Raw genomic sequence first — 26,492 nt, 5'->3', positions numbered from 1 at the left:
TCTAACCTAATCGATTCTGTTAGTTTACGATTTTATAGCTCACATTTAAAGCAAAAACTCTTGAAAAATCTTCAAGAGTTTTGATTTTATTTCTATTCTTCATCCATGCTTAAGACGCTAAGGAAGGCTTCTTGTGGGACTTCTACTGATCCGATAGCTTTCATCCGTTTCTTACCAGCTTTTTGTTTTTCAAGGAGTTTGCGTTTACGAGAAACGTCACCACCGTAACACTTGGCAAGTACGTTCTTACGAAGGGCCTTGATATCAGTACGAGCCACGATTTTGTGCCCAATAGCTGCTTGAATTGGCACCTCAAATTGTTGACGAGGGATGATTTTCTTGAGCTTATCCACGATGAGTTTCCCACGTTCGTAGGCAAAATCCTTGTGAACGATAAAGCTGAGGGCGTCCACCTTGTCTCCATTGAGAAGGATATCCATTTTGACCAGCTTAGATGGGCGGTACTCTGATAATTCGTAGTCAAAGCTTGCATAACCACGCGTCGAAGATTTGAGCTTATCAAAGAAGTCAAAGACAATTTCAGCAAGTGGTATTTGATAGATAACATTGACACGATTATCATCAATATAATCCATGGTCACAAAGTCCCCACGCTTACGCTGAGCCAGTTCCATCACCGCTCCGACAAACTCCTGCGGTACCATGATTTGCGCCTTGACATAAGGTTCTTCAATGGTCGCGATCTTAGTCGGATCTGGAAATTCAGAGGGGTTAGACACATCCATAGACTCACCGTCAGTTTGGTTAACCTTATAGATAACAGACGGAGCTGTCATGATGAGGTCAATATTGAACTCGCGCTCTAAACGCTCTTGGATAACATCCATATGGAGAAGTCCAAGGAATCCACAACGGAAACCAAATCCAAGGGCCTGTGATGTTTCTGGTTCGAACTGCAAGCTGGCATCGTTGAGTTGCAATTTTTCTAGGGCTTCACGAAGGTCATTGTACTTGTTGGATTCGATTGGATAAAGACCTGCAAAGACCATAGGATTCATCTGCTTGTATCCATCTAGTGGTTCTGCTGCAGGATTGCTTGCTAGGGTCACTGTATCTCCGACACGCGTGTCTTGAACTGTCTTGATAGAAGCCGCAATATAACCAACGTCACCAGTCGCAAGAAAATCACGACCAACTGCTTTCGGCGTGAAAATACCGACCTCCGTCACATCAAAGGTCTTGCCATTGCTCATGAGCTGAATCTTATCGCCAGGTTTGACAACTCCATCCATGACACGCACTTGGAGGATAACCCCACGATAGGCATCATAAACTGAGTCGAAAATCAATGCCTTAAGTGGTGCTGCAACATCACCCGTTGGAGCTGGCACTTTTTCAACGATCTGCTCAAGAATTTCTTCAATACCAATACCAGCTTTGGCTGAAGCTAAGACTGCTTCGCTGGCATCCAGTCCAATGACATCTTCAATCTCTGTACGAACGCGCTCTGGATCCGCAGCTGGCAGGTCAATTTTGTTAATGACGGGCAAGATTTCCAAATCATTGTCCAAGGCTAGATAAACGTTGGCAAGTGTTTGAGCTTCAATCCCTTGCGCAGCATCAACCACTAAAATCGCTCCTTCACAGGCAGCTAATGAACGTGACACTTCATAGGTAAAGTCCACGTGTCCTGGCGTGTCAATCAAGTGGAAAATATAGGTTTCTCCATCTTTTGCAGTGTAATTGAGCTCGATGGCATTGAGTTTAATGGTAATCCCACGTTCACGCTCAAGATCCATACTATCCAGAAGCTGGGCTTGCATTTCACGACTAGAAACGGTCTCTGTCTTTTCCAAAATGCGGTCTGCTAGGGTTGATTTCCCATGGTCAATATGGGCGATAATAGAGAAGTTTCGAATCTTCTCCTGTCGTTTTTTCAAATCTTCTAAGTTCATGATGCTCTTCCTTTCAGGGTATCTATTAATTATAAATTGTTTTTAACATTTTGACAAGACCATACCCTGCTAGGAGTACTAATCTTCGGCAATAAAACCATCATTTTCGATAAAGTGATGTTCGGTCATTCCTTGGTCTGTAAAGACGATTCCATGAAGGACACCACCATAGACAGCTCCTCCATCCATGCCAATCTTGCCATCCTCTGTTATCCAAAGCTCAGCTGTACCTCGGTCTTGCTTGAGCAAACCATAAACCGGTGTATGCCCAAAGACAATGGTTTTCCCGGTATGATTTTCAGCTTCGTGGAATGGCTTTCTGAGCCAGACTTTCTTATAATCTGTGGTTTCATGCCAATCATCCAAGGTCAAGTCAATACCCGCATGAACAAAGATATACTTGTCTGTCTCCACCACAAATGGCATTTGACGAATAAATTCGACCAAGTCTGCCGCTTCAGTCGCAACACGCTTGGCATCTTCTACGCCATCAACTGGTGCATCCAAGGGACGACCTAAAATAGAGTTAATAGTTGTATCTCCACCATTGCGACGATAATGGTCATAGCTTTCTTCTGGGTCATCGAGCCAAGTCAGAAACATATACTCGTGGTTTCCTGATAGACAGATAGCTCCTTGATTGTCGACCAAGTCTTTGACCATTTCTAGAACACGGCGACTGTCTTCACCACGGTCAATCAAATCCCCTAGAAAGAGCAACTGGGTGTGACCATCCCATGTTTTGAGAAGGTCTTCCAGCATACCTGCTTTTCCGTGAACATCTCCAATTACATAATAGTCTGTCATTTATTTCTCCCTCGTTTGCAATAATTCTCTAGCTTGGGTAAGGGCCGCCTCTGTTACATTTTGCCCAGCCAACATTTTAGCTACTTCCTCTACTCGCTCTTCTAAAGTCAAAAGGCGAACCGTCGACACCGTTGAGTGCTCATCGCTAATCTTCTCAATAAAGAATTGATAATCCGCGATGGCAATCACTTGTGGAAGGTGAGAGATAGCAAGAACCTGACCATGCTGGCCTATCTTATGAATCTTCTGTGCGATGGCTTGGGCCACGCGACCTGAAACTCCCGTATCCACCTCATCAAAGACAATACTGGTCTTGCCTTCTTTACGAGAAAAGGCAGACTTGATAGCCAACATGAGACGGGATAATTCCCCACCGGACGCAACTTTGACCAAAGGCTTAAAGTCCTCACCTGGGTTGGTGGAAATATAAAACTCGACTGTTTCATTCCCCTCACGACTAAATTTGCCCTTGCTAAAGCGAACCTGGAACTGTGCCTTCTCCATATAGAGATCCTGAAGTTCTTGTTTAATCTCAGCCTCAAGCTGCTGGGCCAAATCATGACGAGCTGATGCAAGTTGCCCTGCCAAATCGACAAGATTAACTTCCAATTTCTTGAGCTCTGCTTCCATGTCTTCAGAAGAAAGGTTATTACCCGTCAAGAGATTGTACTCATCCGTAATCTTGGCAAAATAAAGCAAAACGTCGTCCACAGTTCCACCATACTTGCGGGTAATAGTATTTATAAGGTCTAAGCGATTTTCAACCTGCATGAGGCGATTGCCATAAAAATCCAAATCCTCAATAATATCTTCTAAACGCTTGGTAATATCTTCTAAAACATAGTATGTTTCTGATAGAGAACTTGAAATTTCACGGTATTCAGGGTCATATTCTTCGACACTTTCCATGTCATTCATGGCCGAACGGACATTAGCAAGACTGGAGAATTCCTCATTGTCCAGCATACTGTAGGCATTGGTTAGGGTATCTGCAATATTTTTATGATTGAGGAGTTTATCTCGTTCTTGGTTGAGAGCCAAGTCTTCACCAGCCTGCAAGTTTGCAGCCTCAATCTCTGCCATTTGAAATTCCAACATTTCGATACGTGCCTTATGTTCCTGTTGGTTTTTCTTGACTTCCAAAACCTGCTTGCGCATTTTGCGATAGGCATCAAAGCTCGTCTGATAGGTCTCCTTCAAGTCCAAGAAAGCAGCATCACCAAACTCATCCAACATCTGGATGTGCAGTTGAGGACGCATTAACTCTTCTTGGTCATGCTGACCATGGATATCCACAAGGTGTTGCCCAATAGCACGCAAGACAGAAAGATTGACCATCTGGCCATTCACGCGACTAACACTACGACCATTTTGCAGAATTTCCCGGCGGATGATAATCTCATCACCCATTTCCAAACCTTGCTCTTCAAAAATTTCCTGTAAAAGGCGACTATTTTCAACCGAAAAAAGCCCCTCAATCTCTGCCTTTGGCGCACCGTGACGAATAACGTCTGTTGTTGCACGAGCCCCCAACATAAGATTCATAGCGTCAATAATGATAGACTTTCCGGCACCCGTTTCCCCAGTCAAAACAGTCATACCCTTTTCAAAATTGAGGGAAATCGCCTCAATAATGGCAAAGTTTTTTATCGAAATTTCAAGTAACATACCGACCTACCATTTTTTGACTTGTTCAACAATTTCTTCAGCCGCCTCTGCTGTTCTAGCTACAATTAAGATAGAATCATCATCAGCTAGACAGCTAAAAATCTGTTCAGAGAATGCCTCAACCAACTGACTCTTCACAAAAATAGTATTTCCAGGAATGACAGCAAGGTTGATCATATTTCCCATTAACTCAGAACTCACAATGTTGTCCTCAGCCAACTGCAAACTTTTGACGACAGATTTTGGCAACTCATAGATATAGGTGTTGTTCTTCAAAGGAATTTTAACAATCCCAAGCTCCTTGATGTCCCTTGAGACAGTGGCTTGCGTAGCAGAAATACCTGCTTCCTTCAAATGCTCAACGATTTCTTCCTGAGTCCCGATTTGATAATCCGTAACAAATCTTCTAATTTTTTCAAGTCTCTCTTTTTTATTCATCTTTAAATTCTCTATGTGCTCTCTCTACAACTTTTTCTATTTCAGAAGCAACTTGGTTACTTGCTCCCTCTTCCTTTTTCAAATATGCCAGAAATTCGATGTTTCCATGTCCACCTTGGATTGGTGAATAGTCTAATCCAAGCACTGAAAAACCTTGTTCAACTGCCATAGCAGTGAAAGATTCAAGGACAGTTTGATGAACCTTGGCATCTCGAATGATTCCATTCTTTCCAATCTGCTCACGACCTGCTTCAAACTGGGGCTTAACCAGAGCCACCACCTGCCCTTGATCTGCCAAGACACGGTGCAAGGCAGGTAAAATCAGACTGAGGGAAATGAAACTCACATCAATACTGGCAAAGCTCGGTTCCTGCTCAAAGTCAGTCTTTTCAGCATAACGAAAATTAAACTGCTCCATGCTGACAACCCGTGGGTCTTGGCGCAATTTCCAAGCCAACTGATTGGTACCGACATCGACTGCAAAGACTAACTCAGCACCATTTTGCAACATGACATCAGTAAATCCTCCAGTGGAAGCCCCAATATCAATCGTGGTTGCTCCCTCGACTGACAAATCAAAGACCTCCAAGGCCTTCTCTAGTTTTAGACCACCTCGACTGACATACTTGAGTTTTTCACCCTTGAGTTTTAGCTCAGTGTCATCTGGGATTTTCTCTCCTGGTTTGTCAAAGCGTTCTCCATTCAGGACTGCTACGACTAGACCAGCCATGACACCGCGCTTGGCCTGTTCTCGCGTTTCAAACAAGCCCTGTTTATAAGCTAGTACATCCACTCTTTCCTTAGCCATTGATTCTCAAACTTTCTACTACTTTCACAATCGATTCTGTTTCAAAGGGAACCTGCTGGGTAATTTCTTCTAATTTAGCCTTGGCTTGATCCAGAGTTTGGTTACAAAAGGCAATGGCCTCTTCCAAGCCCAACAAGGCAGGATAGGTTGACTTTTCTGCCTGCAAATCCTTTTGTGGAGTCTTGCCGATTTCCTCAAAACTAGCTGTCACATCCAGCACATCATCTCGAACTTGAAAGGCCAGCCCAATCAATTCACCAACCGTTTTCAGTTTTGCTTGGATTTCTGGTGCTAATTCAGCTATGATAGCAGCTGCTTGGAAAGGATAGGCAAGTAACTTACCTGTTTTATTAGCATGAATGGTCTGAAGTTCTTCCAAAGACAAATGTTGGTGTTCACCTTCCATATCTAAAACCTGCCCTGCAACCATTCCCAGACTTCCTGAAGCAAGGGATAAGTTGACAATCAAGTCCACCTTGATCTGACTTGGCAAATCTGCCTGCGCTATCAAGGCATAGGGATCTAAGAACAAAGCATCTCCTGCCAATATTGCCATCGCTTCGCCAAATTTCTTATGATTGGTCAACCGACCACGACGGTAATCATCATCATCCATGGCAGGAAGATCATCGTGAATCAAGCTCCCTGTATGAATCATTTCCAAGGCCGCGGCTACTTGAGCATGTGCTGGTTGGATAACTACTTGCAAGGCTTCCAGAACCTCTAGCAAGAGAAAAGGCCGAATTCTCTTACCACCAGCATGAATGGAATAGAGAACAGCTTCTCGTAAACTAGATGCAAACTGCTGGTCTCCATAAAAATTTTCCAAAGCCGACTCGACAAGAGCTAATTTTTCTTGCTTCTTCATTCGAAATCACTTTCTGTTCCGTCTTCTTGCATGACCTTAACCAAGGTCTTTTCAGCCTTGTCCAGCGTAGCTTGGAGCTCTTTTGACAAGACCATGCCCTTTTGAAAGGCAGCAATTGCATCTTCCAAAGCAATTTCACCATTTTCCAAACTTTGGACAATGGTCTCCAGTTCGGCTAGATTTTCCTCAAATTTCTTTTGTTTTGACATCTTTAACCTCTAATTCTACTTGACCATCTCGCATCAAAAGCGTCACTTGGTCTTTTTTCTTCAACTTCTCAACAGAATCGACTACGGACTCTTCTTTTTTGACAATTGCATAGCCACGCGCCACTATTCGACTAGTATCCAACATCAACAAGGCTTCTGAAAGTCGCTTCACTTCAGCAACCTTGGCATCATAAACTAGCGCCATTTGGCTGCGTAGGAGCTTGTCCAACTGACCTAGACGGTCTTGATAACGCTGGATTTTGGTAACAGGTGATAATTGGACTAGTTGATGCGTTCTTGCTTGGACTAGCTGTTTATTATCAGAAATCCGTGTTCGCAAACTTTGTTTTAATCGCAGTTGCAGTTGATCTAACCGTTGTAAATAACCATCATACAAACGCTCTGGCTGTCTAAAGATGACTGACTGACTGCATTTTTTCAGAGCTTCTTTTTTTCTTGACAGGACATTCTGAACTGCTGTTGCCATCCGCTTTTCCTGATTTTGCAAATGGGTTAACACATCCAACTTAGTCACAGGCGTAGCCAGTTCAGCTGCAGCTGTTGGCGTCGCAGCCCGTCTATCTGCCACAAAATCCGCCAAGGTCACATCCGTCTCATGACCAACACTAGAAATAACTGGCAAACGGGATTCAAAAATAGCCCGTACCACAATTTCTTCGTTAAAGGCCCAGAGATCCTCGATGGAACCACCACCACGACCAATGATGAGAACATCTATGTCCTCACGTTGATTGGCACGCGCAATATTTCGAGCAATTTCCTCCGCAGCTCCATCACCTTGTACTTTTGTCGGATAGAGAAGAATGTCGACACCAGGAAAACGTCTGCTGACGGTCGTGATGATATCTCGAATAACAGCTCCACTGCGACTGGTTACCACACCGATTCTCTTAGAAAATTGGGGAAGAGATTGCTTGAAGCGTTCTTGAAACAGGCCTTCTTCTGTCAATTTTTTCTTGAGTTGTTCAAACTGAATCGCGAGCGCCCCAACCCCATCAGGCTCAGCCTTTTCAATGATAATAGAGTAGCTCCCACTGGGTTCATAAACCTGCACACGCCCAATTACATTGATCTTCATACCTTCTTTCAGGTCGAAACCTAATTTTTGATAAATCCCAGACCAGATGGTCGCTTGAATGACTGCATGATCATCTTTTAAGGAGAAATATTGGTGAGTAGGTCGTTTACGAAAGTTGGAAACTTGACCAGTTAAATAGACCCGTTCCAAGTAAGGGTCTTTATCGAATTTCATTTTCAGATACTTGGTCAAAGTTGTTACCGATAAATACTTTTCCATCTCCACCTACTATTCATTTTCTTGCTTTTCCATGGGTATTATTATACCAAAAACATGCTTAAAAATCACCTTTTTCCTACTGAAACTAAAGGAAAAATAGAAAAAGGAGGCTAGGCCTCCTCATCTGATTATTTGCTATTTCGTGCTTCTTCCAAAATCTTTGCAATCTTGGTGGTCAAAAGATCGATAGCAACTGTATTGCTGACCCCTTCAGGAATGACGATATCGGCATAACGCTTAGTCGGCTCGATAAACTGGTGGTACATGGGTTTGACCACACCCAAATACTGATCAATAACGCTATCTAGACTACGGCCACGCTCCTCCATATCACGCTTGATCCGACGAATAATGCGCACATCATCATCTGTATCCACAAAAATCTTGATATCCATCAAATCGCGCAGACGCTTGTCCTCCAAGACCAGAATCCCCTCAACGATAAAGACATCCTGAGGCTCCTGACGATAGGTCTTGCTACTCCGTGTATGCGCTGTATAGTCATAAGTTGGAATGTCCACTGGGCACCCTGCCAACAATTCCTTAATCTGCTCGATCATCAAATCTGTATCAAAGGCAAAGGGATGGTCGTAGTTGGTTTTGACACGCTCTTCAAAGGTCAAGTGAGACTGATCCTTGTAGTAAGAATCATGCTCAATCATGGAAATCTTTTCATCAGGAAAATGAGATAAAATGGCTCTTGAAACACTGGTTTTACCACCACCAGAACCACCTGTCACTCCGATAATGATTGGTCTATTTTGCATGCTATCCTCCGTTTTTTTATCCGTCGTCTATTCTATCATATTTTTTGCAAAATTTATAGTCTGATTTGGATAGTCTAGGGGGAAACGATTCCATCCCCACACTCTAGTTAAACTAGCTAAAAACTTTCCTTGGTTTGTAGAAATTGTCCCTTTTTTCTAAAATGGCAAGCAATTTATCACCTTCAAAGGCAGCCAATTCTTTGTCTGTTTGTTCTAACTCGATAAAACGACCAAAGCGCACTTCTGTAGCTTGTTCTGGAGTTAGGAAAACTTTGACAAGGTCCCCCGTACCAATCTCTAGAGGATGGAGAAAGTCCAGTTGCCCAGCCTCCACTTTTGCAGTAATTTCGTCCAAGGCAAGAGCATCTTCTAGCTGCAAACCTGCAGCACTCGTTCGAATCAGATGGGACATATGGGCCGCGTAACCAAGCTTCTCTCCCAAATCAACTGACAAGGTACGGATATAAGTTCCCTTACTGCATTTTACACGAAAAGTGAAACTTGCAAGTTCGCCCTCATAAGAAATCGGACTCGTCCTCTCAAATTGATAAATGGTCACCTGACGTTCTGGACGCTCCACTTCCTGACCTGCACGTGCATACTCATAGAGCTTACGACCATTGACCTTGACAGCCGAGTACATAGGCGGAATCTGAGTAATAGGCCCAGTCAAACTAGCAATCGCTTCATCGACAATGGTTTCATCCAAGGGCGACAAAACAGGTGTCTCTGCGACCACTTCTCCACTGGCATCCTCAGTCGTCGTTGAATAACCAAGAGTGATCTCCCCCTCATAGACCTTACCCTCATCCTGCATAAATTCGACCATGCGTGTCGCCTTACCAACCGCAATAGGTAAAACACCTACTACATCAGGATCTAAGGTCCCACCATGACCGATTTTCTTTGTCCCTAATATCTTACGCAGTTTAAAAACCGCGTCATGCGAGGTCATCCCCGCTTCTTTTTTTAAGTTGATAATACCGTTCATTCATTAACTTTCTAAAAATACTAAAACTCTCTTTTGGAAATCCTTATTCTGCTCATAAAGTGCATGGCCGCACTCTGGCAAAATAGTGAGCTGGCTATCTTTGATATGCTGATGCAATTCAAGTGAAGCTTCTACGCCTAGAACATCATCCTTTTCTGCTCCAATGATTAGCGTAGAACAGTTTATTTTTTCCAAAATGGTTAGGCTATCGTGTTTCAAACAAGATACAGCCTGAATAGCAATGCGTTGTTTATCTTTAATACGGCCAAAAATTCCCATTATTCGATAAAGGTATTTGAATTTTCCGAAGGATTTAGTTGTGTAAGAGTGACTAGCAATATCAACCATCAGTTCTTTATAAGTCCCTATTTGACTCAGGCTTAGCCAGCGTCTAATCCGCTCCCTACCAAGCTCACTTAGTTTTGCAGTAGTAACAGCCAAAATCAAACTTTCAACCTTTTCTGGAAAATCTACAGCTACCCATTGAGCAATCATACCACCTTGGGAAATCCCCATGACGACAGAACTTTTTAAATTCAATACATCCATAGCTTCCGCTACATCAGCAGCCATATTTCGTGTTGTATAATTTTCTGGCAACTTATTGATGCGACTAAAAACATAAACTTTATAAACCTTGGCAAATTCTCGGTAAGTTGAAGCTAGCATTTGAGCCATGCCCTTAACTGTCTGTAATCCATCCCCCAACCCTGGTATGATAACAAGAGACTTCTTTCCTTTACCAAAGGTCACATAATCCATGTGTTTTTGATATAGTTGAAGGACCTTATTTTTCGAAGAGTAAAACATTATTTTCTTCCTCACTCGCCCTTCAGCGCTTCAAACTTCGCTTTCATAGTTGGGTTTTTTCGGGTCAATTTTTTTACTGAAACATCTTCCAACTTGTTATTAGCGAGGCGGAGTTGGTTTTCGGATGTGGTTAGGAATTTCTTGACCTCTTCCATTCGTTTGATGGCCTTGTCGATTTCATCGATTGCTTTACCAAAGTTGGTCGAAGCAGAGTTGTAGTTTTTGGCAAAAGCTACTTTGAAGGCATCCAAATCTTCCTCAAAATGCGTAATATCGATATTCTGCTCCCGAACAAGCGCTAACTCCTGCTTGTATTTTAGGGAATTAAGTGCAGCATTTCGTAAGAGACCAATTAACTGGATAAAGAACTGGGGACGAACCACATACATCTTTTCATGCTCGTGACTGACATCGACAATCCCTGTGTTAAAGTAGTCATTATCCGCCTCAAGCATAGTCACCAAAACGGCATATTCACAGTTCTTTTCCCGACGGTCCTTGTCCAATTCCTTGTAAAAATCTGCATTCTTATGCTTCTTCTCCGTCCCATCCGCTTCGTTTTTCATTTCAAACATGATGGAAATGAATTCTAGACCATTTTCATCAAAATCACGGAAGATAAAGTCCCCCTTAGACCCACGCGCAGAAACCTTATTATCCTTCTCAAAGTAGGCATTTGGAAAGGCAAAACTGCGAACCTTATTGAACTCACTCTCCGCATACTGTTCCAGACTTTCCCCGATAGCTTTTGTAGATTGTTGGGCTTTGAAATTCTTGTAAAATTCGACTTGTTCACTAGCAGCCTTGAGCTGGGCTTCGTAATTCTGCTTAACAGAAGCCAAAGACAACTCATTTTCCTTTTCTTGCAAGAGAAGCTGATTTTTAACTTGATCCCGTTCTTTTTCTAGGTCAGAAAGGGTCTTTTGCAGTTGATTTTCATGCTCCAAACGCAAGGTGGCCAGTTGGTTTTCCAAGACCTGCACTTCCTTGTCCTTTGCTAATAAGGCCTGGTGGCTTGTCTGTTCAACTTCTTTCTTGGCCAACTCTTTCTCTGTATCAAAGTTTTGGATTTGACTCTGCAATTGCGCAATTTCTTGATCCTTCTGAGCCAGTTTAGACTGTTGCTCATTCATAGCCTTTTGTTCAGCCAAGGCCAGCTCCTGCTTCATTCGATCGTGCAATTCCTTATCAAACTCAGCCGTTCTCACTTGGGATAAAAGTTCGGCATACTGACTTTCATTTACTGTAAAGACTTCCCCACAGTTGGGACATTTGATTTCGTTCATAACTTTCCTCTTTCTAGACTTCTGTATCCATTATATCATGCCTGAGGGAAAATCAAAAACAGCGAGTCGAAACCCACTGTTTATATCTTTTACTTTAAATTTTTTCCAAGGCCAAACGCAAATCTTCAATCAAATCCTCTACATTTTCAAGACCGATAGACAAGCGGATTTGGTTTGGTGTGACACCTGCTGCTTCTAGATCTTTTTCTGACAACTGACCGTGAGTGGTTGTCGCTGGATGGACAACAAGCGATTTGGCATCTGCTACGTTTGCAAGGTCAGAGAAGATTTCCAAATTATCAATCACCTTGCGAGCCTCTGTCTCTCCACCTTTAACATGGAAGGTAAAGATTGAACCAACACCTTTTGGCAAATATTTCTCAGCCAAGGAATGGTATGGACTGTCAGCTAGTTTTGGATAGTTAACTTTTTCTACCTTAGGATGGTTGACAAGGAAATCAACAATTTTCTCTGCATTTTGCACATGACGTTCAACACGAAGAGAGAGAGTTTCGAGACCTTGGAGCAAGAGGAAGGCATTAAATGGCGACAAGGCCGCACCTGTATCACGAAGCAATTGAACACGAACAGCGATAATAAAGGCTGCAGCACCCACGTCACGAGTATAGCTCAAGTTATGGTAGCTTGGGTCTTCCTCAACAAATTGAGGGAACTTCCCTGAAGCTGCCCAGTCAAAACGACCGCTATCGACAATCACTCCTCCAATAGTCGTACCATGTCCACCGATAAACTTAGTTGCTGAGTGAATGGAAATATCTACACCGTGAGAGAAGACGTTAATCAAATATGGTGTGGCAAAGGTGTTGTCCGAAACAAGTGGAATCTGGTGTTTATGCGCAATCTCAGCTAATTTTTCCAAGTCGGGAATGTTAATCAAGGGATTCCCTAAGGTTTCAATCAAGACAAGTTTGGTATTGTCACCGATAGCTGCTTCAACTTCCTCCAAATTATCCACATCTACAAAGGTAGTTGTGATTCCATAACGAGGAAGGGTTTCCTTCAAGAGGTTGAAGGTCCCACCGTAAATAGTTGACGCAGCCACCACATGGTCACCTGCGTGAGCAAGCGCCAAAATAGTGTAGGTTACAGCAGCCATCCCTGATGCTGTCGCTAGTGCTCCAACACCACCCTCAAGAGCAGCGATTCTTTCTTCAAATGCCGCTGTTGTAGGGTTGGTAATACGAGTATAGATATTCCCTGGTTTTCTCAAGGCAAACAGGTCGGCACCTTCTTGCGTGTCATCAAAAACGAAGGATGTTGTTTGATAAATCGGTACTGCACGAGACTTAGTTGCCGGATCAACTACTTGCCCAGCATGTAATTGTAGGGTTTCAAATTTAAAATCACGAGTCATATGACGACCTCCAAATAGCTTCATTAGGGATATTGTATCATCTTGGGCTAGTCTTTTCCAATACCGTTTTTCTATATTTTGATATAAGGAACAACTATGACTAGTCTTACATATCAAACAAAAAAGCACGATTAACTCGTGCCCGTTTTTTAATCGACATAAGTATCTTCGTTTTTATTGAGGAAGGCGTATGGCAAGCCCATCAAGAGACCTCCTCCGATAAAGTTTCCGACAAAGGTTACACCCCAGTGACGAAGAATATTAGGTATGTCAAAATTAGCAATTGAATCTGCTGCAACACTAAACTTAACAATCGCAAAAGAAGCAAAGTTCGCAGCAATGTGTTCGTTTGTTAAGAATACAAACATGTAAATTGCTGACAAAACAAGCCAAAGTTTGGCCCCACCATCTTTCACCAAAACAAATGAAAGAATGGCAATGTTTACAAAGATATTGGCTAAAATACCTTCAAGCAAGACTAACTCATTGGAACGGCCTAACTTCATCTCTACAACTCCTGAAATGAAGCTATCATGTGTTAGATTTGCATAGGCTGCTGAGTGGGCAAAGCCCCAACCTGCTATCAAAGCTCCGATAAGGTTGAACAAGGTACAGTAAAGTAAAATCTCAGCTGTTTTTCTCCAAGAGATTTTCTTCAAGAAACTACCTGCTGTCAAAAACATCATATTTGAAGTTACCAGCTCAGCATTTAAGAAAACAATGTAGGCCAATCCCCAAGCAAAAACAAATGGGAAGAGAAAACGTCCACTACCTGGAGCGATCTTATTAATCAAGTCAGCCCCAACTGCACCTGCAGCCGTACTAAATGTTAGAAAGGCACCTGCAAACATGGAACGAATCGCATACTTAAACTTACTTTGGCTATAAAGGCTTTCTTTCTTCTTGCAAGCAAATTCAATCTTTGAAATAAATTCTGAAGAGACCATAAAAAACTCCTAAACTTTTATTTGTGATAATTATAACATAATTCTTGTTTTCTAGAAAGCGTTTTCTGTAAAATTCTAAAATATTTATCTTAAAAATCTTTATCCTAAGCCTTCCTATCCTTTTTCATAAGAACTATTTTGATCCTATTTTGTTGACATAAAAACCAGTGAAATAGCACTTCACTGGTTCATTCATTCTTAATAACGTTGTCTATACGGTTGATTAAAGGCCTTCAAAATATCCTCAGAAGTCTCAGAATAAGCTTTTGATTCTTTAAAGATTCCTTTGACGATTATACGCTCGGTCGCATTATAATCAACACAGGTAACCAAAGTAATCTCCTTTACGCCATCACGATCTTCGATTTCATCTACGCGGTCAGGTGTGACATGTTTAACTTCTGTAATCTCATAAGTATAAACTTTATCCTTATCCGTCAGGTAAATTTTCATACCTGCTTTGGCATTGACCAAAGGTGAGAAGAGCATTTGACTGGCATTTTCAGCAGTAAAGATATGGTGACTGGCTAGAGAATAGTTCCCTTCTCCCATTTTTTGATCAGGTTTCATGGTCCCTGCTCCGTAGAACAAGTTTACATTGTCCAACCCTTTGAAAATAGGAAGGTTAATCTCTACTTCAGGAATAGCAATACCTCCAATAACAGGAAGTTTCTGAGCATCCCATTGTGAAGCCAATACAGCTTCGGATGAAATAGACTTAACAGAGTCAAAATCAAAATTTCCCTCGGATTTTAAATTTTCATCTATATTTTCCTTAGTGACTTGATTGACTTGGTATTTATTGGTATTCCAGACCAAAAAGATATCGCGAATCTTTGAATTAAAAATCAAGGCTAAGGAAAGAAGAATTAAGAAACCCGCTAAAATATTGATAAATAGATTTCTGCGCTTATTTTTCTTACTCTTTTTATTTTTCGTTTTTTTATGAGACATTATTCTGCACCTTCTGTTTCAATTTCAGTCCCAACTTCTTCTTTTTCTGCCGCAGCAACCGTTGTAAAGGTCACAATCTTAGCATCCTGATCTAGACGCATCACCTTAACTCCCATAGTTGAGCGTCCAGTTTGTGAAATATTGGCAACATTTGTACGGATCATGACACCTGTATCTGTGATAATCATCAGGTCTTCATCCCCCTTAACAGTGAGGAGACCTGCCAGAGGGCCATTCTTCTCAGCAACATTGGCTGTCTTCATCCCTTTACCACCACGGCCTTTAGTAGGATATTCAGTAGCAAGTGTACGTTTACCGTATCCTTTTTCAGTGATAATAAGAACCTCATCTTGGTTTGTAATCACGCTAGCGCCAACTACTGTGTCCCCTTCACGAAGATTGACTCCTCGAACACCAGTCGCGATACGGCTCATACCACGAACAGCTGATTGATTAAAGCGAACAGCATAACCAAACTTGGTACCAATGATAATATCCGTATCTTCTTCTGTCAGCAAGACATTAATCAATTCGTCTTCGTCCTTGAGATTCAAGGCTTTAAGTCCATTTTGACGAATATTAGCGAACTCTTTGACACTGGTTCTCTTCACAATACCGTGACGAGTTGTAAAGAAGAGATAGGCATCATCACTACGTTCAGACTCAACGTTGATGATGGTCTGAATACTCTCACCTTCGTCCAACTTCAATAGATTGACAACTGGCAAGCCCTTAGCAGTACGACCGTATTCAGGGATTTCATAACCTTTTAGTCGGTATACGCGTCCTTTATTGGTAAAGAAGAGCAGATGATCATGGGTGCTGGTTGAAACCAACTCACGCACAAAGTCATCATCCTTTACACCCGTACCTTGAACTCCACGGCCACCACGTTTTTGTGCGGTGAACTCACCTTGGTCCAAACGTTTGATATAACCCTTGTTAGATAGGGTAATCAAGACATCCGTTTCTTCAATCAAATCTTCATCTTCAAGAGTTAAGACTTCTCCAATCATCAACTCCGTACGACGCTTGTCACCAAACTTGCGTTTGACTTCGTCTAGCTCCTCTTTGATGATTTGCGCCACGCGCTCAGGTTTGGCAAGAATATCAGCCAAATCTGCAATCAAGGCAATCAATTCATCATATTCAGACTGAATCTTATCACGTTCCAATCCTGTCAAACGACGAAGACGCATATCAAGGATAGCTTGACTTTGACGTTCAGAAAGCTTGAACTTGCTCATCAACTCAGCTTGCGCTTCCGCATCTGTTTCACTGGCACGAATGATACGAATCACTTCATCAATATGGTCTAGCGCGATTAAAAGACCTTCTAAGATGTGCGCACGCGCTTCGGCTTTTTCCTTGTCAAAACGAGTACGGCGAACAACCACTTCTTTTTGGTGCTCGATATAAGCATCCAAAATTTGACGAAGGGACAAGATTTTTGGCACACCATTTTGAATCGCCAACATGTTGAAACCAAAGTTGGTTTGCATCTGGGTCATCTTGAAGAGGTTGTTAAGGATAACGTTGGCAGACGCGTCGCGTTTAACCTCGATTACAAAGCGAACGCCTTCACGGTTGGACTCATCACGTACAGCTGTAATGCCCTCAATTCGTTTTTCCTGAACCAAGCGAACAATATGCTCATGCACCTTGGTTTTATTAACCATATAAGGGAATTCCGTTACAACGATACGCTCACGACCCGTCTTAGTGGTTTCAATCTCTGTACGAGAACGAAGGACAATGGAACCTTTACCAGTCTCATAAGCCTTATGGATACCTGATTTTCCCATGACAAGAGCACCAGTCGGAAAATCTGGACCAGGCAAGACTTCCATCAAGTCCTTAGTCGTCACTTCAGGATTATCCATAACCAACTTCACTGCATCAATGGTTTCACCCAAGTTGTGAGGTGGAATATTGGTTGCCATCCCAACAGCGATACCAGTTGCCCCATTGACCAAAAGGTTTGGAAAACGAGCTGGCAAAACCAAGGGTTCACGTTCGTTAGCATCGTAGTTATCTACGAAATCAACGGTGTTTTTATTGATATCACGAAGCATTTCAAGAGCAATCTTGCTCATACGTGCCTCAGTGTACCGTTGCGCGGCTGCACCATCCCCGTCCATAGAACCAAAGTTTCCATGCCCATCAACAAGCATGTAACGGTAGCTCCACCACTGGGCCATACGAACCATGGCTTCGTAAATAGAGGAATCTCCGTGTGGGTGGTATTTACCCATAACATCCCCTGTAATACGGGCTGATTTTTTATGAGGTTTGTCTGGTGTAACACCTAGTTCATTCATTCCGTAAAGAATACGACGGTGAACAGGTTTTAAGCCATCTCGAACATCAGGAAGGGCCCGCGCGACGATAACGCTCATGGCGTAGTCGATAAAGCTGGTCTTCATCTCCTTTGTCAGATTGACATTCACTAAATTTCTATCCTGCATTCATAAATGCCTCATTTCACTATTAGTAATTAGATATATTATACCATAATTCGTCCTTCATTTCAGTCTTTGAAAACCACTAAAACGTTTACATCGATAACCGAATAGAATATTCGTGACAAAGCTTTTCAAAAGTGATAGAATGAAAGTGTCTGGGGATTCCCCTAAAAAAAATGAAGGAGATGTTTAGATAATGACTTCAACTAAACAACACAAAAAAGTGATCCTTGTTGGTGACGGTGCCGTAGGTTCATCTTACGCTTTCGCACTTGTTAACCAAGGAATTGCACAAGAGCTTGGAATTATCGAAATTCCACAATTGCACGAAAAAGCTGTTGGTGATGCGCTTGACCTTAGCCACGCCCTTGCCTTCACTTCACCTAAAAAAATCTACGCTGCTCAATACTCTGACTGTGCAGACGCTGATCTTGTTGTTATCACTGCAGGTGCTCCTCAAAAACCAGGTGAAACTCGTCTTGACCTTGTAGGTAAAAACTTGGCTATCAACAAATCAATCGTAACACAAGTTGTTGAATCAGGTTTCGATGGTATCTTCCTTGTTGCAGCTAACCCAGTTGACGTTTTGACTTACTCAACTTGGAAATTCTCTGGATTCCCTAAAGAACGTGTTATCGGTTCAGGTACTTCACTTGACTCAGCACGTTTCCGTCAAGCGCTTGCTGAAAAATTAGATGTTGATGCTCGTTCAGTTCACGCCTACATCATGGGTGAACACGGAGATTCTGAATTTGCGGTTTGGTCACACGCTAACATCGCTGGTGTAAACCTAGAAGAATTCCTTAAAGATACTCAAAACGTTCAAGAAGCTGAATTGATTGAATTGTTCGAAGGTGTTCGTGACGCTGCTTACACAATCATTAACAAAAAAGGAGCTACATACTACGGTATCGCAGTAGCACTTGCTCGTATCACAAAAGCAATCCTTGATGACGAAAATGCAGTACTTCCACTTTCAGTCTTCCAAGAAGGTCAATACGGTGTTAAAAACGTCTTTATCGGTCAACCAGCTGTTGTTGGTGCACACGGTATCGTTCGTCCAGTAAACATCCCATTGAACGATGCTGAAACTCAAAAAATGCAAGCATCTGCTAAAGAATTGCAAGCTATCATTGATGAAGCATGGAAAAACCCTGAATTCCAAGCAGCTTCTAAAAACTAATGAAAAGAAGGTTCTCAAACATGGGAACCTTTTTTTTTGCCCCAAAAATGCCCCAAAGCAATAAAAAAAGCCTACTGACCAAGCTAGAAAGCTTGATTCAATAGGCTTTTTGAAAATTCATTATTTAACAGCGTCTTTAAGAGCTTTACCAGCTTTGAATGCTGGAACTTTAGAAGCTGCGATTTTGATTTCTTTACCAGTTTGTGGGTTGCGACCTTTACGTGCAGCACGCTCACGAACTTCAAAGTTACCGAAACCGATCAATTGAACTTTTTCACCAGCTGCAAGGTATTCAGTTACTGCTGCAAATACAGCGTCAACTGCTGCTGCTGAATCTTTCTTAGTCAATTCTGTAGCTTCTGCTACTTTAGCGATCAAATCTTGTTTGTTTGCCATGTTAACAAATCCTCCAAATAATTTCTAATTAACAAATATAATCATATCCTAAAATCGGCTATAGGTCAAGTCAAAAACACTATTTTGACCATTTTTTCTCTATTTTTTTAGGAATTGTAGCGAATTAGAATTGCCCAAGCATTCTCTCCAGTATGAGTTTGAATAATAGAGCCAGTTTCCAATACAGAGATTGGCTTCTCAACATAAGGTTGCAATAATGCCTTCATCTCATTCGCCCATTCGTTCGTTCCAGCATAGGAAATTCCAATTTCTGCAACTGATTTTTGGGAAAGAGTATTGGTTAATTCTTCAAGCCACTTTTTGAAAGTTTTCGCTCCACGTCCTTTGGCGATTGGTTGGAGTTCGTGGTTCTTCATCTGCATTACTACACGAATGTTCAAGAGTGAGCTTAGTAATCCTGTCACACGTCCAATACGACCACCCTTAACTAAGTTTTCTAGCGTCGAAACACCGATATAGAGTTCTGTATGATTTTTGACGTCCTCTACATGAGCCAAGATCGTTTCTAAATCTTTACCTTCTTTAGCAAGTTTTGCGGCTTCAACAACTTGGAACTTCATCGCTTGATCTGTAAAAGAACTATCAATAACCGTTACATCAGCAGTTGAGAGGCTTGCCCCTTGGCGAGCAGCTTCCACAGTTCCAGACAAGGCATGGGACATGTGAATGGCGATAATTTGACTGCCATCTTTACCTAGTTCTTCAAAGACCTCAGCAAACACTCCTACAGGTGGCTGACTTGTTTTAGGCAGATTCTTACTTTGTTGCATAAGATGAAGGAATTCTCCCTCTTTCAAATCTGCATCCGAATAAAGAACACTATCAATCATAACTGATAGAGGGACAACGGTGATATTTAATTCTTTAACTACTTCTGGTTCGATAGTAACAGAAGAGTCCGTTACAATTTTTACTTGTGTCATAATTCAATCTTTCTATTCTTCTTGATAGGATTGGGATTTTCTCCTTTATTATATCAAAAAAATGATAAAAAATCATAAGTGATTCGATGAAAAGAACTGAATTTTTGGTATAATCTATCTATAGAAAAGTGAGGAACAGCCATGATTCGAAAACTTCAACCGATTATTACTATTATTCTTGGAGCTGCTATCTATGCCTTTGGTCTTACCTACTTTGTTGTTCCTTATCATTTATTTGAGGGTGGGGCGACAGGTATTACCTTGATTACCTACTATCTCTTTAAGATTCCTGTCTCATTGATGAACCTCTTGATTAATATCCCTTTATTTATCCTGGCTTGGAAGATATTTGGACCTAAGACCCTCTACTCCAGCCTTCTAGGATCTATTTCACTTTCCGTTTGGCTAGCAATCTTTGAGCGCATTCCTTTGCACATCGACTTGCAAGGGGATCTCATCATTGTCGCTTTAGTCTCAGGAGTCTTACTAGGGGTTGGTTTAGGAATTATCTTTAATGCTGGTGGAACCACTGGTGGCTCTGATATCGTTGCCCGTATCCTCAACAAATACACTAATATTTCGATTGGTAAATTGCTCTTTGGGATTGACTTTTTTATCCTGATGTTGATTTTGATTATCTTCCAGGACCTTCGTCTAGTTACCTATACCCTCTTGTTTGACTTTATCATCGCTCGTGTTATCGACTTGATAGGCGAAGGAGGTTATGGTGGTAAAGGATTTATGATTATTACCCAATATCCTGATCAATTGGCCAAAGAGATTAACGATGAACTCGGACGTGGCGTTACCTTTATATCTGGTCAAGGATACTACAGCAAAAAGGATTTAAAAATTATCTACTGTATCGTCGGTCGAAACGAAATCGTTAAAATGAAAGATATGATTCACAAAATTGATCCTCAAGCCTTTATCACCATCACTGAGGCTCATGAAATTCTGGGTGAAGGATTTACTTATGTGAAAGATTAAAAAAGCTGGGAATTCCCAGCTTTTATTCTTCTTCTGCGAGGGTTGAATGGCGGAACCCGTAAGTAAAGTAAATGACTAGACCAACTACAAGAGCAATACCAAAGGCAATCCAGGTATCTAGACTATATTGAAGCATAAAGGAAAGACAGATAAGAATGGAAAGGATTGGCAAAAGTGGCACCAAGGGAGTTTTAAACTCTCCCTCTTTTGGCATCCCCTTATCCTTTCTGAGTTTTATAATTCCGTAGGCTAGCAAAATCAGATAAGCTAGCGTACAAATATTTAAGAAGGCTGCAATACTAGCTAGAGGAAACACTCCTGCAGCAATGGCTGAAACAACTCCTGTTAAGAGAGTCGCATTTTTAGGAACACGACTAGTCTTGCTTAATTGTTTGAAACTTTGGGGTAAAAGTCCATCACGTGCTAAGCTATAAATCATCCGAGACAAAGCGTAAGTCATGGAGATACATACGGTTATAAGGGTTAGAATGGCTACAAGCGAAACATAATTGGCTGCCCAGCCGATACCAATACTCCGTAATGAAAATGCTACTGCGTCGTCCACATTGAGCTTACTGTAGTGAACAATTCCTGTCAATACTAAGGTTACCAAAGCATAGAGAATGGTGACGATTGTCAAAGAAAGGACGATTCCGCGGGGAATATTTTTTTGCGGACTTTGAATTTCATCAACTGCCATGGAAATAGACTCAAATCCGAGAAACCCAAAAAACATCAAAGATGCACCTGCCATAATCCCAGTGCTTCCTCCATAAATCTGGCCAAAGCCAAAAGGAGCAAAATTCGACCAATTTTCAGGTTTGATGTACCAAATACCAACTAGGATAAATAAGGCTAGAGCAGAGAATTTCAAGACCACTAAAAGCGAATTAAATCTCAAAGCTGCCTTAGAATTTAATAAAACCAATCCCGTTACCAACGTCAGTACTAAAATAGGCAGAAGATCGATATAGGTTCCCTGTTCAGGATTAAAGGTTCCATTCAAGGCTTGCGGCATGGAGATACCATAATTACTGAGCAATCCCTTAAAGTAAGCTGCCCAGCCAGACGCCACACCTGAAACAGCCGTCATGAATTCCATAATGGTCAACCAGCCAGCAATCCAGGCTGGCAATTCTCCTAGAATCGCATAGAGGTAACTATAAGCACCACCAGTAGCAGGCACACGAGAGGCAAATTCTGCGAAAAAGAGGGCTGATAGAGAAACACACAGGGCAGAAATCACAATGGAAATCACTAGTGATGGACCAGCTAGGGTAGCCGCTGCTGTTCCGGTAATGGTGAAAATCCCTGTCCCCACCATGGCACCAATCCCTAGAAGAATCAAATCCCACAATTTCAAATGGCGATGCATCTCTGTCTGTCTCAGACTAACATCCTTGGTTCTAAAAATATTCATACTTCATCTCCACTAAATGTAATTGTTTTATTTTACCATATAAAAGTATTTTTGTGAATATTTATTAGGTACTTATTTGAAAAAAATTCTGAACAGAAAGGATTCCTGTTCAGAATTTGCATTTTTACCCACTGATTGTTTCAATTAGTTACTCATCAAGCGATTAAGCTCAACAGTACACTCCATTGAAAGGTTTTGGGGATTCGGGATTTTAAACTTCAAAGTAAGGGAACGGACGGTCACTATCTAAAGGACGGTTTGGAACTTCTTGTTCCAAAATAGCGCGCCAACCTGATACCAATTCTTCAAAAGTCAATTCTGCTTCTGGAGAAGCTGTTGTCAGCTTCCGACCAAACCAAGCCATGGTTGCAGTTTCAAACTGAAGCATAGCGTACTCGATTACTGGAACCTTCGCTTCTTCATAATTCTCATTAACTGCACGTGCCACACCTGGTGCTTGTGGAAGGAGTTGATTGCTGATTTTATCAACTACAGTCGCATCCATCTCTCTCCATGAAAGAAGTTGACCATTTACCTGATAAAAGAGCTCAAAGGTTTCTTGATTATCCTTAAAATTAGCAAGAACAAAAGCACGTTCTACCGCCTCAGGACCACCAGCAGCTTTTACAGCGTTTATCAAGAGGTTTTGTTCCATTTGTCGCCAATAATCATCTGCTTCTTCTACTAAATCAACTGTAAAAGGTGGAATAATTTCCTCGGCAGAAATTTCGCCTTTATTCGCTTTTTCAACATTACCAAATAATTTTTTTAAGAATCCCATTTGCTTCTCCTTTTGGGTTTTATCCGACAGATCCTTCCATTTCATAGCTAATCAAGCGGTTCAGCTCAACTGCATATTCCATTGGAAGCTCTTTAGTGAAGGGTTCGACAAATCCCATGACAATCATCTCGGTTGCCTCAGATTCTGACAATCCACGACTCATGAGATAGTAGAGTTGTTCCTCTGAAATCTTGGATACCTTGGCTTCGTGCTCCAAAGCAACTTGCGAATTGTGAATTTCATTAAATGGAATAGTATCTGACGCTGATAAGTCATCCATGATAATGGTATCACACTCGATGTGAGAAACAGATTTCTTAGAGTTCTTGTTAAAGGTCACTTGTCCACGGTAGTCCACCTTTCCTCCGCCTTTAGCGATGGATTTTGACACGATAGACGAGCTTGTATGTGGAGCGTTGTGGATCATCTTGGCACCCGTATCTTGGTGTTGCCCTGCATTAGCAAAGGCGATAGAGAGCATAGTACCACGCGCCCCTTCTCCATCTAGATAAACAGATGGATATTTCATAGTCGTTTTTGCACCCAAGTTTCCATCAATCCACTCAACAGTCGCATCTTTCAAAGCTTTCGCACGTTTTGTTACCAAGTTATAGACATTATCAGACCAGTTTTGGATGGTTGTATAACGCATATAAGCTCCGTCTAAAGCGAAAATTTCTACAATGGCAGCGTGCAAGCTGTTGCTTGAATAAGTTGGTGCTGTACATCCTTCTACGTAGTGGACACTTGCTCCCTCATCAACGATAATCAAGGTACGTTCGAACTGACCTGTATTTTCGTTGTTGATACGGAAGTAAGTTTGAAGTGGAATATCTACCTTGACACCTTTTGGTACGTAGATAAAGGTTCCACCCGACCATACTGCTGAGTTGAGGGCTGCCAACTTGTTATCTGTCGGTGGTACCAACTTCGCAAAGTATTGTTTAAACAAGTCTGGGTATTCCTTGAGGGCAGAATCTGTATCTGTAAAGATAATTCCTAACTTCTCAAACTCTTCCTTCATGTTGTGGTAAACCACTTCTGACTCGTACTGGGCAGAGGCACCTGCTAGATAAGCACGTTCAGCTTCTGGAATCCCGATACGTTCAAAGGTCTCTTTAATTTTTTCAGGAACTTCATCCCAAGAACGGGCTGGTTTGTCAGATGGTTTTTGGTAGTAGATCAAATCATCAAAGTCAATCTCTGACAAGTCTGCTCCCCAGGTTTGCATAGGCATTTTTTTGAAGGTTTCATAAGACTTCAAACGGAATTCTAACATCCACTCAGGTTCTCCCTTAGCAGCTGATAATTCGCGAATGACTTCTTCGTTCAATCCTTTTCCTGTCGATAGGACAGGCTCTACATCGTCATGGAAACCAAATTTATATTCACCAAGATCAATTGGTTTTGGTTCTACTCTTTCTTCAGCCATAATATCCTTTCTTTCATTCTTCATTTCTACTGATTCATAAGACAAAAGAAACTTGTCTTACTGATTTTCTTGATTTTCAATTGTTTTCTTCAAGGCGTTCCAAGCTAGAGTTGCACACTTGATTCGTTGCGGGAATTTGGCAACACCTGATAAGAATGCCGCGTCTCCAAGTTGGTCTTGACGCTCATCCTTTTGACCTTGAACCATTTCAGAAAAAATAGTCGCAAGTTCTAGGATTTCTTGCTTAGTCTTGCCCAAAACAGCATCTGTCATCATACTAGCAGAGGCAGTTGAGATGGTACAACCCGAGTTTAGAAAAGCAATATCCTCTAAACGATCCTCTGCATCAAACTTGACAGAGAGGTTGATAACATCCCCGCAGGTTGGATTATTGAGACTGATTTGCTCAGCATCTTCTAACTTCCCTTGGTGATGTGGATTTTTCGAATGGTCTGCTACCACTGCCATATAAAGGCTATCTAGTTTAGAAAGTGCCATTGAAAAACTCCTTTGTCTTTTGTAGGGCATCGACTAGTTTGTCGCAATCTGCCTTGGTATTGTAGATATAAAAACTTGCACGAGCTGTTGCTGGGACTTCCAAATACTGAAGCAAGGGTTGCGCACAATGGTGACCAGCACGAACAGCCACTCCCTCATAATCCAGGGCCGTCGCAAGATCGTGAGGATGAAGATCGCCTAGGTTAAAGGCAATAACACCTGAACGTTGAGCCAAGTCCTGCGAACCGTAAATGGTCAATCCCTCAATTGCCTGCAGTTTTGGATAGACGTACGCAATCAATTCCTGTTCATGCGCTTCAATGGCATCCATACCAATCTTTTCCAGATAATCAACTGCAGTCGCAAGTCCAATAGCTCCTGCCATATTTGGCGTTCCAGCCTCAAATTTCCATGGCAATTCCTTCCAACTAGCAGATTGCTCGTAGACAAAATCAATCATCTCGCCGCCAAATTCTACTGGAGACATTTGATTGAGATATTTTTCCTTGCCATAAAGAACACCGATACCAGTCGGACCAGCCATCTTGTGACCTGAAAAGGCAAAGAAGTCCACATCCAAGTCCTGGACATCAATCTTCATATGAGGTGTAGACTGAGCTCCATCCACCACCATAATAGCACCAACTTTATGTGCCATTTGAGTGATTTCCTTGATCGGATTGACCACACCAAGAACATTGGAGGCGTGAGCTAGAGAAACGAACTTGACCTTGCCCGTCAATTTAGCTCGCAAATCCTCCATATCCAGAGCCCCGTCCTTGAGATAAACATAGACAAGCTCTGCTCCAGTCTTGCGACAGGCCTCCTGCCAAGGAATGATATTGGAATGGTGTTCCATGACAGAAATCAAGACCTGGTCTCCCTCAGTAAGAATTTCCTCAGCAAAGCGTGCCACCCAGTTAAGGCTGGTTGTCGTTCCTCTGGTAAAGAGAACTTCCTTTGTAGAGCCTGCATTGATAAACTTACGAATGGTTTCACGAGCCGCCTCATAGGAAGCTGTCGCCCGCTCCGCCAAGGTATGAACCCCACGATGAACATTTGCATTGTCCTGCTCATAATAGCGGTTAATCGTTTCCAGAACTGCTAGTGGTTTTTGTGTCGTCGCAGCATTGTCCAAATAGACCAACGGTTCATCGTTAACGATCTGGTCTAAAATCGGAAAATCCTTGCGAATCGCTTCTACATCTAACATAGGCTTCC

At 42.0% G+C, this 26,492-nt stretch carries 25 protein-coding genes; 2 read left to right on the top strand and 23 right to left on the bottom strand.

The window, feature by feature from the left end:
* Positions 1-92: 92 nt before the first annotated feature.
* The 16 genes from lepA to gyrA all read right to left on the bottom strand — a co-directional run bounded on the left by lepA (position 93) and on the right by gyrA (position 17,630).
* A complete protein-coding gene (gene lepA, locus NML69_RS05900; protein WP_084945161.1) occupies positions 93-1,916 on the bottom strand; it encodes a translation elongation factor 4 in 1,824 nt (607 codons plus the stop codon).
* A 78-nt stretch (positions 1,917-1,994) separates the two neighbouring features.
* A complete protein-coding gene (locus NML69_RS05895; RefSeq protein WP_254725630.1) occupies positions 1,995-2,723 on the bottom strand; it encodes a metallophosphoesterase family protein in 729 nt (242 codons plus the stop codon).
* Positions 2,724-4,391 (bottom strand): DNA repair protein RecN, encoded by a 1,668-nt coding sequence (recN, locus tag NML69_RS05890; protein WP_254725628.1) that lies wholly within the window; start codon positions 4,389-4,391, stop codon positions 2,724-2,726.
* A gap of 6 nt (positions 4,392-4,397) precedes the next feature.
* Positions 4,398-4,829, bottom strand: a complete 432-nt coding sequence (locus NML69_RS05885; RefSeq protein ID WP_001034394.1) for an arginine repressor — start codon at positions 4,827-4,829, stop codon at positions 4,398-4,400.
* Positions 4,822-5,637 carry a TlyA family RNA methyltransferase gene (locus tag NML69_RS05880; protein ID WP_254725626.1) on the bottom strand — a complete coding sequence of 272 codons (816 nt, stop codon included), beginning with the start codon at positions 5,635-5,637 and terminating at the stop codon, positions 4,822-4,824. Before NML69_RS05880 ends, NML69_RS05885 begins: the two co-directional genes overlap by 8 nt.
* Entirely contained in the window at positions 5,630-6,505 is an 876-nt protein-coding gene (locus tag NML69_RS05875) for a polyprenyl synthetase family protein (protein ID WP_254725624.1), read from the bottom strand. Before NML69_RS05875 ends, NML69_RS05880 begins: the two co-directional genes overlap by 8 nt.
* Positions 6,502-6,714: an exodeoxyribonuclease VII small subunit gene (locus tag NML69_RS05870; RefSeq protein ID WP_000043226.1), complete on the bottom strand. Its 213-nt coding sequence runs from the start codon at positions 6,712-6,714 to the stop codon at positions 6,502-6,504. Before NML69_RS05870 ends, NML69_RS05875 begins: the two co-directional genes overlap by 4 nt.
* Entirely contained in the window at positions 6,692-8,032 is a 1,341-nt protein-coding gene (xseA, locus tag NML69_RS05865; protein ID WP_254725622.1) for an exodeoxyribonuclease VII large subunit, read from the bottom strand. The genes NML69_RS05870 and xseA overlap by 23 nt, the downstream gene beginning before the upstream one ends.
* A gap of 128 nt (positions 8,033-8,160) precedes the next feature.
* On the bottom strand, positions 8,161-8,799 hold the full coding sequence (gene udk, locus NML69_RS05860) for a uridine kinase (protein WP_254725620.1): 639 nt from the start codon (positions 8,797-8,799) through the stop codon (positions 8,161-8,163).
* 112 nt (positions 8,800-8,911) lie between these two features.
* Complete coding sequence (truB, locus tag NML69_RS05855) at positions 8,912-9,790, bottom strand: tRNA pseudouridine(55) synthase TruB (RefSeq protein WP_254725618.1); 879 nt, start codon at positions 9,788-9,790, stop codon at positions 8,912-8,914.
* Positions 9,791-9,793: 3 nt separating this feature from the next.
* Positions 9,794-10,600: an alpha/beta fold hydrolase gene (locus NML69_RS05850; protein ID WP_254725616.1), complete on the bottom strand. Its 807-nt coding sequence runs from the start codon at positions 10,598-10,600 to the stop codon at positions 9,794-9,796.
* 11 nt (positions 10,601-10,611) lie between these two features.
* Positions 10,612-11,886 carry a DUF2130 domain-containing protein gene (locus NML69_RS05845; RefSeq protein ID WP_254725614.1) on the bottom strand — a complete coding sequence of 425 codons (1,275 nt, stop codon included), beginning with the start codon at positions 11,884-11,886 and terminating at the stop codon, positions 10,612-10,614.
* Positions 11,887-11,980: 94 nt separating this feature from the next.
* Positions 11,981-13,261 carry an O-acetylhomoserine aminocarboxypropyltransferase/cysteine synthase family protein gene (locus tag NML69_RS05840; RefSeq protein WP_254725866.1) on the bottom strand — a complete coding sequence of 427 codons (1,281 nt, stop codon included), beginning with the start codon at positions 13,259-13,261 and terminating at the stop codon, positions 11,981-11,983.
* A gap of 149 nt (positions 13,262-13,410) precedes the next feature.
* A complete protein-coding gene (locus NML69_RS05835; protein WP_000254787.1) occupies positions 13,411-14,208 on the bottom strand; it encodes a formate/nitrite transporter family protein in 798 nt (265 codons plus the stop codon).
* A gap of 198 nt (positions 14,209-14,406) precedes the next feature.
* A complete protein-coding gene (locus tag NML69_RS05830) occupies positions 14,407-15,162 on the bottom strand; it encodes a class A sortase (protein WP_049518810.1) in 756 nt (251 codons plus the stop codon).
* The gene (gene gyrA / locus NML69_RS05825) at positions 15,162-17,630 is read right to left on the bottom strand and encodes a DNA gyrase subunit A (protein ID WP_247931038.1); all 2,469 of its coding nucleotides are present in this window, start codon (positions 17,628-17,630) and stop codon (positions 15,162-15,164) included. Before gyrA ends, NML69_RS05830 begins: the two co-directional genes overlap by 1 nt.
* A 193-nt stretch (positions 17,631-17,823) precedes the next feature.
* Between gyrA and NML69_RS05820 the strand changes: the two genes are divergently transcribed.
* Positions 17,824-18,810 carry an L-lactate dehydrogenase gene (locus NML69_RS05820; protein ID WP_000204722.1) on the top strand — a complete coding sequence of 329 codons (987 nt, stop codon included), beginning with the start codon at positions 17,824-17,826 and terminating at the stop codon, positions 18,808-18,810.
* Between the two features lie 120 nt (positions 18,811-18,930).
* Here the strand turns inward: NML69_RS05820 and NML69_RS05815 are convergent, their stop codons facing one another.
* Both NML69_RS05815 and NML69_RS05810 read right to left on the bottom strand, forming a co-directional pair.
* Positions 18,931-19,206, bottom strand: coding sequence for an HU family DNA-binding protein (locus NML69_RS05815; RefSeq protein WP_001284636.1), 276 nt, complete (start codon positions 19,204-19,206; stop codon positions 18,931-18,933).
* Between the two features lie 107 nt (positions 19,207-19,313).
* Positions 19,314-20,150, bottom strand: coding sequence for a DegV family protein (locus NML69_RS05810; RefSeq protein ID WP_000195456.1), 837 nt, complete (start codon positions 20,148-20,150; stop codon positions 19,314-19,316).
* Positions 20,151-20,291: 141 nt separating this feature from the next.
* Here NML69_RS05810 and NML69_RS05805 point away from each other — a divergent pair, with 141 nt between their 5' ends.
* The gene (locus tag NML69_RS05805; protein WP_000619788.1) at positions 20,292-21,140 is read left to right on the top strand and encodes a YitT family protein; all 849 of its coding nucleotides are present in this window, start codon (positions 20,292-20,294) and stop codon (positions 21,138-21,140) included.
* A gap of 22 nt (positions 21,141-21,162) precedes the next feature.
* On the opposite strand, the gene NML69_RS05800 is transcribed toward NML69_RS05805, so the two are convergent.
* The 5 genes from NML69_RS05800 to NML69_RS05780 form a co-directional block, all read right to left on the bottom strand.
* Positions 21,163-22,560: an APC family permease gene (locus tag NML69_RS05800; RefSeq protein ID WP_254725612.1), complete on the bottom strand. Its 1,398-nt coding sequence runs from the start codon at positions 22,558-22,560 to the stop codon at positions 21,163-21,165.
* 211 nt (positions 22,561-22,771) lie between these two features.
* Positions 22,772-23,341, bottom strand: a complete 570-nt coding sequence (locus NML69_RS05795) for a hypothetical protein (protein ID WP_084859819.1) — start codon at positions 23,339-23,341, stop codon at positions 22,772-22,774.
* A 19-nt stretch (positions 23,342-23,360) separates the two neighbouring features.
* The gene (gene sufB, locus NML69_RS05790; RefSeq protein ID WP_084849775.1) at positions 23,361-24,773 is read right to left on the bottom strand and encodes a Fe-S cluster assembly protein SufB; all 1,413 of its coding nucleotides are present in this window, start codon (positions 24,771-24,773) and stop codon (positions 23,361-23,363) included.
* Between the two features lie 57 nt (positions 24,774-24,830).
* Positions 24,831-25,271: a Fe-S cluster assembly sulfur transfer protein SufU gene (gene sufU / locus NML69_RS05785; RefSeq protein WP_057487172.1), complete on the bottom strand. Its 441-nt coding sequence runs from the start codon at positions 25,269-25,271 to the stop codon at positions 24,831-24,833.
* Entirely contained in the window at positions 25,258-26,484 is a 1,227-nt protein-coding gene (locus NML69_RS05780) for a cysteine desulfurase (RefSeq protein ID WP_084944577.1), read from the bottom strand. Before NML69_RS05780 ends, sufU begins: the two co-directional genes overlap by 14 nt.
* Between the last annotated feature and the right edge of the window lie 8 nt (positions 26,485-26,492).

Origin of the sequence: Streptococcus sp. CF8-6 (assembly GCF_024295845.1) — a bacterium.
GTDB lineage: Bacteria > Bacillota > Bacilli > Lactobacillales > Streptococcaceae > Streptococcus > Streptococcus oralis_BO.
Note: the sequence above shows the minus strand (reverse complement) of the source record. Positions and strands in the feature narration are given on the sequence as shown.